Annotated in this window: 4 protein-coding genes and 1 pseudogene; all 5 read right to left on the bottom strand. The window is 64.7% G+C overall.

Annotated elements, in window-relative coordinates; genetic code table 11:
* Nucleotides 1–2,335, bottom strand: a 2,335-nt coding sequence (lon, locus tag I71_RS00135; RefSeq protein WP_042688568.1) for an endopeptidase La, incomplete at its 3' end; no start/stop codon positions are given.
* A 206-nt stretch (nt 2,336–2,541) separates the two neighbouring features.
* Nucleotides 2,542–4,569: a methyl-accepting chemotaxis protein gene (locus tag I71_RS00140; RefSeq protein WP_148294104.1), complete on the bottom strand. Its 2,028-nt coding sequence runs from the start codon at nt 4,567–4,569 to the stop codon at nt 2,542–2,544.
* 327 nt (nt 4,570–4,896) lie between these two features.
* The gene (gene clpX / locus I71_RS00145) at nt 4,897–6,159 is read right to left on the bottom strand and encodes an ATP-dependent Clp protease ATP-binding subunit ClpX (RefSeq protein WP_042688569.1); all 1,263 of its coding nucleotides are present in this window, start codon (nt 6,157–6,159) and stop codon (nt 4,897–4,899) included.
* A gap of 254 nt (nt 6,160–6,413) precedes the next feature.
* Nucleotides 6,414–7,040 carry an ATP-dependent Clp endopeptidase proteolytic subunit ClpP gene (clpP, locus tag I71_RS00150; RefSeq protein ID WP_042688570.1) on the bottom strand — a complete coding sequence of 209 codons (627 nt, stop codon included), beginning with the start codon at nt 7,038–7,040 and terminating at the stop codon, nt 6,414–6,416.
* Between the two features lie 112 nt (nt 7,041–7,152).
* A pseudogene (locus I71_RS00155) lies at nt 7,153–7,573 on the bottom strand (trigger factor); the annotation flags it as partial.

Genomic DNA, 7,573 nt, shown 5'->3' on the forward strand with positions numbered 1-7,573 from the left:
TCATGGGCTCCAGCGGACGGACCAGAGCGTTGCGCAGCACCTCGTCCACCGTGCCGACGGGCATGATCTCCAGCCCGCGCTTCACGTTGTCCGGGATGTCAGCCAGATCCTTTTCGTTGTCTTTCGGGATCAGCACATGCTTGATGCCGCCACGCAGTGCGGCAAGCAGCTTCTCCTTCAAGCCGCCGATCGGCAGCACCCGGCCGCGCAACGTGATCTCGCCGGTCATCGCCACGTCCTTGCGCACCGGAATGCCGGTCAGCACCGAGACGATGGAGGTGGCCATGGCGACGCCGGCCGACGGGCCGTCCTTCGGCGTGGCGCCTTCGGGAACATGGACGTGGATGTCCTTCTTCTCGAACAGCGTCGGCTTGATGCCGAAGGCGACGGCGCGCGACTTGACGTAACTCTCGGCCGCCTGGACCGATTCCTTCATCACGTCACCCAGCTTGCCGGTGGTGGTGACGCGGCCCTTGCCCGGCAGGCCGACGGCCTCGATCGACAGCAGCTCGCCACCGACCTCGGTCCAGGCCAGACCGGTGGTGACGCCCACCAGATCCTCCAGCTCCGCCTCGCCATAGTGGAAGCGGCGCACGCCGGCATATTTGTCAAGGTTGCGGCGGGTGACCGCGACCTTGGCGTTGCCACCGCTCTTGAGCAGGATCTCCTTCACCGCCTTGCGGCAGAGATTGGCGATCTCGCGCTCCAGCGAACGGACACCGGCCTCCCGCGTGTAATAGCGGACCAGATCGCGCAACGCATCGTCGGAGATGGTGAACTCGCCCTTCTTCAGGCCGTTCGCCTCGATCTGCTTCTCGATCAGGTGGCGCTTGGAGATCTCGACCTTCTCGTCCTCGGTATAGCCGGCGACGCGGATGATCTCCATGCGGTCCAGCAGTGGCTGCGGCATGCGCATCGTGTTGGCCGTGCACACGAACATCACGTCGGACAGGTCGTAATCGACCTCCAGGTAATGGTCGTTGAAGGTGCCGTTCTGCTCCGGATCCAGCACTTCCAGCAGGGCCGACGACGGGTCGCCGCGCCAGTCGGCGCCGAGCTTGTCGATCTCGTCCAGCAGGAAGAGCGGGTTGGAGGATTTGGCCTTCTTCATGCCCTGGATGACCTTGCCGGGCATCGAGCCGATGTAGGTGCGGCGGTGACCGCGCACCTCGGCCTCGTCACGGACGCCGCCCAGCGACATGCGGACGAAGTTGCGGCCGGTCGACTTGGCGATGGACTTGCCGAGCGAGGTCTTGCCGACACCGGGCGGCCCGACCAGGCAGAGGATCGGTCCCTTGACCTTGTTCATCCGGTTCTGGACGGCGAGATACTCAAGGATGCGTTCCTTGACCTTCTCCAGGCCGTAATGGTCGGCGTCCAGCACCTTCTGGGCCAGCTTCAGATCGCGCTTCACCTTGGTGCGCTTCTTCCACGGAATGGACAGCATCCAGTCCAGATAGTTGCGGACCACCGTGGCTTCCGCTGACATCGGGCTCATCGACCGCAGCTTCTTCAGCTCGGCCAAGGCTTTCTCGCGGGCTTCCTTGGAGAAGCGGGTCTTGTTGATTTTCTCTTCCAGCTCGGCCGACTCGTCGCGGCCGTCTTCGGTCTCGCCGAGTTCCTTCTGGATCGCCTTCAACTGCTCGTTCAGGTAGTACTCGCGCTGGGTCTTCTCCATTTGCCGCTTGACGCGGTTGCGGATGCGCTTTTCCACCTGCAGCACGCCGATCTCGCCTTCCATGAAGGCATAGACTCGCTCCAGACGCTCCGACACGGTGGCGCATTCCAGCAGCTGCTGCTTTTCCGGAATCTTCAGCGCCAGATGCGAAGCGACGGTGTCGGCCAGCTTGCCGGCTTCCTCGATCTGGTTGATCGAGACCAGCACCTCCGGCGGGATCTTCTTGTTGAGCTTGATGTACTGCTCGAACTGGGAGACGACGGCGCGGCTCAGCGCCTCCAGCTCCTGGTTCTCGCCGGTCTTTTCCTCGACCAGCTCGGCCTGGGCCTGGAAGAACTCCTCATTGTCGGCGAACTTGGTGATGGCGGCGCGCTGGCCGCCTTCCACCAGCACCTTGACGGTCCCGTCCGGCAGCTTAAGCAGCTGCAACACGGTGCCGACGGTGCCGACGCTGTAGATGTCGGCCGGAGTCGGATCGTCCTGCGCGGCGTTCTTCTGGGTGACGAGCAGGATCTGCTTGTCATCCTTCATCACGTCTTCCAGCGCGCGCACGGACTTCTCGCGCCCGACGAACAGCGGCACGATCATGTGGGGGAAGACCACGATGTCGCGCAGCGGCAGGACCGGGTAGAGGGCACCACGGGAGAGTTCGATCATGGGCAGGGCCTCAATGAATGGATCGCCGCCAGCCCGGAATGGGCCTGACACAGCCCCCGCCTCGGGTTGAGCGCGGAGACCGCCTACGGCACCCGACTAACGTGGCACACGGTCCTGCGCCCTTCAAGGGGCTGAACAAGGCAAACGGCGGTTTCCAGGCGGCAACCCCGCCGCAAACCGCCGCGAACCTCCCCCTTTTCGTTCCGTCACGCGGTTTTGAGACTGCTTACATAGCCATCGACGGTGTTCCGCAGCGTTCCAGCCTCCTCCGACAGGCCGCGCGAGGCCGTCAACAGTTCCGCCGACGCAATCCGCGTGCTTTCCGCCGTCCCGGCGACCTGCCCGATGCTGCCGGACACCTCGACCGTTCCCTGGGCAGCGGCGTGGATGTTGCGGGCGATCTCCCGCGTCGCGGCGTTCTGCTCCTCGACGGCGGCGGCGACCGCGGATGCCGCTTCGCTGATCGCGACCACCGTGCGGCTGATGGCGTCGATGGCGGACACGGCGCTGCCGCTGACCTCGCGGATCTCGCTGACGCGGATCTGGATGTCATCGGTCGCCTTCGCGGTCTGGCCGGCGAGGTTCTTCACCTCGCTCGCCACCACAGCGAAGCCCTTGCCGGCCTCCCCCGCCCGTGCCGCCTCGATGGTGGCATTCAGCGCCAGCAGATTGGTCTGGGATGCGATGGAACTGATCATATCCACCACCGACCCGATCCCGGCCGCGCGTTCGGCCAGGGTGGCGACGATGCCGGCGGTGCTGCCCGCCTCGCGCACCGCGTCCTGGGCGATCTTGGAAGCGTCGTCGATGCGCCGGCCGATCTCGCCGATGGACGCCTGCAGTTCTTCCGCCGCAGCCGCCACCGTCTGGATGTTGCCGTTGGCAAGTTCCGACGCCGAAGCGACCGAGGAGGAGAGCGACGAGACGTTCTGCGCGTTGGCCGTGACCCGTTCCGAGTTGCCGCGCACCGACTGGGCGGTCGAGGAGAGATGAGTGACGATGCTTTCCAGCTTGGACACGAACTGCTGGGTGGCCTGCTCGAAGTCGTGGCGGCGACGGTCGCGCTCCTCCCGCTCGGACTGGCGCCGGGCTTCGGCCTCGTCAGCCTCGCGGGCACGGGTCTGCAGGACATTGATGGCACCGGCCATCTCGCCGATCTCGTCGCTGCGCCCGGCATGGGGCACCGTGAGATCGCGCCGGCCGCCGGCGATGGCACCGATCACCCCAGCCAGCTCGACGATCGGACGCGATGCCCGCCGGGTGATCGCGACCGCAGCGCCGATCAGGGCGGCAAAGCCGGCGATCATCACCCCGATTGCCAGCATCATGCGGCGGAATGCCGCGGCATGATGGTCGGACGCCAGCTCGCGGCCGACGGTGACGCCGGCATCACGGATCGCCAGGAGATCCTGAAGCAGCGGGGACGCCGAGCGGCGCCATTCCGCGCCATCGAGGTCGTAGGGCTTGCCGGCACGCGACGCCGCCAGGACCCGGGACTTGAAGGCGCCGAAGCCCTGGATATAGCCCTTGCGCGCCGTCTCCAGCGCCGTCCGCAGCAATGGCTCCATCTCGCCGGCGACGATGTCGTCCTCGACCGAACTCCAGTTGGCCATGATCCGCCCTTCCAGCGTCATCGCCTCGGCTTCGGCCTCCGGGATCATCGGCTTTCCGCTGCCCAGGGTGCGGAGATACAGGACCGACTGCTGGCCGGCCTGCTCGCGCAGGGCGGCAGCCCGGATGGCGATGTCGACACGGTCGCCCACGGTCGAATCGAGATCGTTCAGACGGTGATTGAGCCGGTTCGTCGTGACCGCAATCTGCTCGGCGACCTTGACCATGCCGGCGAAGAACTGCGCCGAGGCGTCGGCCGGGCGGGCAGACGGCTCCTTCGCCAGCCAGCCGTCGGTCATGGTCCGGACCTCCGACAGCCGCTGTGCCAATCCGGCGCTTTCCGAACTGGCCCTGGCGTCCGCCAACAGCTTGATGGCAGCGACATAAGCGGCAAGCGCCGTGTCCGCCTGGGCGCGCACCTTCGACAGCGAGGCCCGGGTGGCATCGTCGAGGCTCTTCGCCGACGTCAATGGCAGGTTGACCACACCCCGTTCCAGCGCCATCGCCTCGCTCACCGCAGTGGCGGCGCCCACCACATCGACGATGTTCCGGGCATCGGCGGCCCGTCCGGCCGACGCGCTCTCCTGCACGGCAAGCCATGTAGCGGGGATGGCAGAGACCACCCCGACGCATGTCAGGCACACATAAAGGAAATTCCGAATTTTCATTGCTCGCCCACCGCGATTTTCTGTTCTAAGCGGTCGGAATCGCCGAAGCACGAGCCGAAGCAACATGGCTGTTCTTGGGCATCCAAACTTTCAGGGTAAGGCTATCAGCTTATTTTTTCCGATTCATTAATTTTATGGGTATGCCATCCTTACGACTGCAGTTGAGTTTCCTTGCGATTATTGCACGCCCCAGCAAGCTCGCCGCGCCTGCCTTTTCCGAGGCAAAGAAAAAGGGGCGCTGAAGCGCCCCTTTCGATTGTCAAGTCAGTGTCGCCGGTTGAACTAGGCGCCCGGAGCCTCGCTGCGCCGTTCGGCATGGACGTAGAGCGGCTTGGCCCGCCCCTCGACCACCTCCTTGTTGACCAGGATGCTCTCGATGCCGGTCAGGCCCGGCAGGTCGAACATCGGGTCGAGCAGGATGGCTTCCATGATCGACCGCAGGCCGCGGGCGCCGGTCTTGCGGGCAATCGCCTTGTGGGCGATGGCCTTCATGGCATCCTCGGAGAACTCCAGATGGACGTCTTCCATCTCGAACAGCCGCTGATACTGCTTGACCAGGGCATTCTTCGGCTTGCTCAGGATCTCGACCAGAGCGGTCTCGTCCAGGTCGGACAGAGTCGCCAGCACCGGCAGACGGCCGATGAATTCGGGGATCAGGCCGAACTTCAGCAGATCCTCAGGCTCAACCTCGTGCAGGATCTCGCCGGTGGCGCGCTCGTCGGCGGAACGGACATCGGCGCCGAAGCCGATGCTTGTGCCCTTGCCGCGCTGGGCGATGATCTTGTCGAGACCGGCGAAGGCGCCGCCGCAGATGAACAAGATGTTGCTGGTGTCGACCTGCAGGAATTCCTGCTGCGGATGCTTGCGACCACCCTGCGGCGGCACGGAGGCGACGGTGCCCTCCATGATCTTCAGCAGGGCCTGCTGCACGCCTTCGCCCGACACGTCGCGGGTGATGGACGGGTTGTCCGACTTGCGGCTGATCTTGTCGACCTCGTCGATGTAGACGATGCCGCGCTGCGCCCGCTCGACATTGTAGTCGGCGGCCTGGAGCAGCTTGAGGATGATGTTCTCGACATCCTCGCCGACGTAACCGGCTTCGGTCAGCGTCGTGGCGTCGGCCATGGTGAAGGGAACGTCGATGATGCGGGCCAGGGTCTGGGCCAGCAGCGTCTTGCCGCAGCCGGTCGGGCCGATCAGCAGGATGTTCGACTTCGCCAGCTCGACGTCGTTGTGCTTCGTCCCGTGGGCGAGGCGTTTGTAGTGGTTGTGTACCGCCACCGACAGCACGCGCTTGGCGTAGGACTGTCCGATGACGTAATCGTCGAGCACCGCATGAATGTCGCGCGGAGTCGGAACCCCGTCGCGGGACTTCACGAGGGTCGTCTTGTTCTCCTCGCGAATGATGTCCATGCACAGTTCGACGCATTCATCGCAGATGAACACCGTCGGACCGGCAATCAGCTTGCGGACCTCGTGCTGGCTCTTGCCGCAGAAGGAGCAGTAGAGCGTATTCTTCGAATCGCCGCTGCTGGACTTGCTCATCGGTACTCCGTCATCTCGCGGGAGGCGTGGCCCCCAGGGCCATGCCCGTTCGCGGCGCCCCCCGACGCCGGTCCTACTCAGGTTATCGCGGACGACGCCCGCGACAAGGTCATGCGCCGATTTGGCGACGCATCACGATCCGCATATCCGGGTCCCTTTCGGGACCTCCCCTATGACCGGATCGTGTCACTGCCATTCAACAACAGCGTCACGACCCGATCAACCCTTTGTTGGGAGGGCCGAGGACCTGGGGTTCACGAATGGTGGTCGACGCCGGGGCGCTTCTCCACCACCTCGTCGATCAGACCGAAGGCCTTCGCCTCTTCCGGCGACATGAACTTGTCGCGCTCCATGGCGGTCTCGATGGTGTCGAGGTCCTGCCCGGTGTGCTTGACGTAGATGTCGTTCAGGCGCGAGCGCAGCTTCAGGATCTCCTGGGCCTGGATCTCGATGTCCGAAGCCTGACCCTGGGCACCGCCCGACGGCTGGTGGATCATGATGCGGCTGTTGGGCAGCGAGAAGCGCTTGCCCGGCGCGCCGGCAGCCAGCAGCAGCGATCCCATCGAGGCGGCCTGCCCCATGCACACCGTCGACACCTGCGGACGGATGTACTGCATGGTGTCGTAGATGGCGAGGCCGGCCGAGACATAGCCGCCCGGCGAATTGATGTAGAGCGCGATGTCCTTGTTCGGGTTCTCCGACTCAAGGAACAGCAGCTGCGAGCAGATCAGGCTGGCGACGGCGTCGTTCACTCCGCCGATCAGGAAGATGATCCGCTCCTTCAGCAGTCGCGAATAGATGTCGTACGCGCGCTCGCCCCGGTTGGTCTGTTCGATGACCATCGGGACCAGAGCATTCATCTTCGGCTCGAAGTCGTACATGTGTTCTTCCCTGCCCCCGCAGTTGGCTGAACCGGTGATCGTTGCCGGCACGGAACCACATATAGGAACCTTTGGGGGCGGATGGTAGTCCGCCCCCACTCCTTTTGGGGAGTTAGGCGGCTTCCGCCTCGTCCTCGTCCTTGGTCAGGTCTTCGACGCTGACGGCCTTCTCGGTCACCTTGGCCTGATCCAGGATGTGATCGACCACCTTGTCCTCGAAGATCGGGGCGCGGAGATTCTCCAGGGCCTGCTGGTTCTGCTTGAAGAACTCGAACACCTGGCGCTCCTGACCCGGGAAGCGGCGGGCTTCGTTGATCAGGGCGCGGTTGACCTCGTCCTGGGTGACCTGGATGTTGTTGCGGCGGCCGACTTCCGACAGCAGCAGACCCAGGCGGACGCGGCGCTCGGCGATCGAGCGGTACTCGGCCTTCAGCTCGTCCTCGGACTTGTTGGCGTCCTCGCCGGCGGTGCCGTTCTTCAGCTCCTCCTGCAGGCGGGTCCAGATGCCCTCGAACTCGATGTCGACCATGCCG

Source organism: Azospirillum sp. B506, assembly GCF_000333595.1.
GTDB lineage: Bacteria > Pseudomonadota > Alphaproteobacteria > Azospirillales > Azospirillaceae > Azospirillum.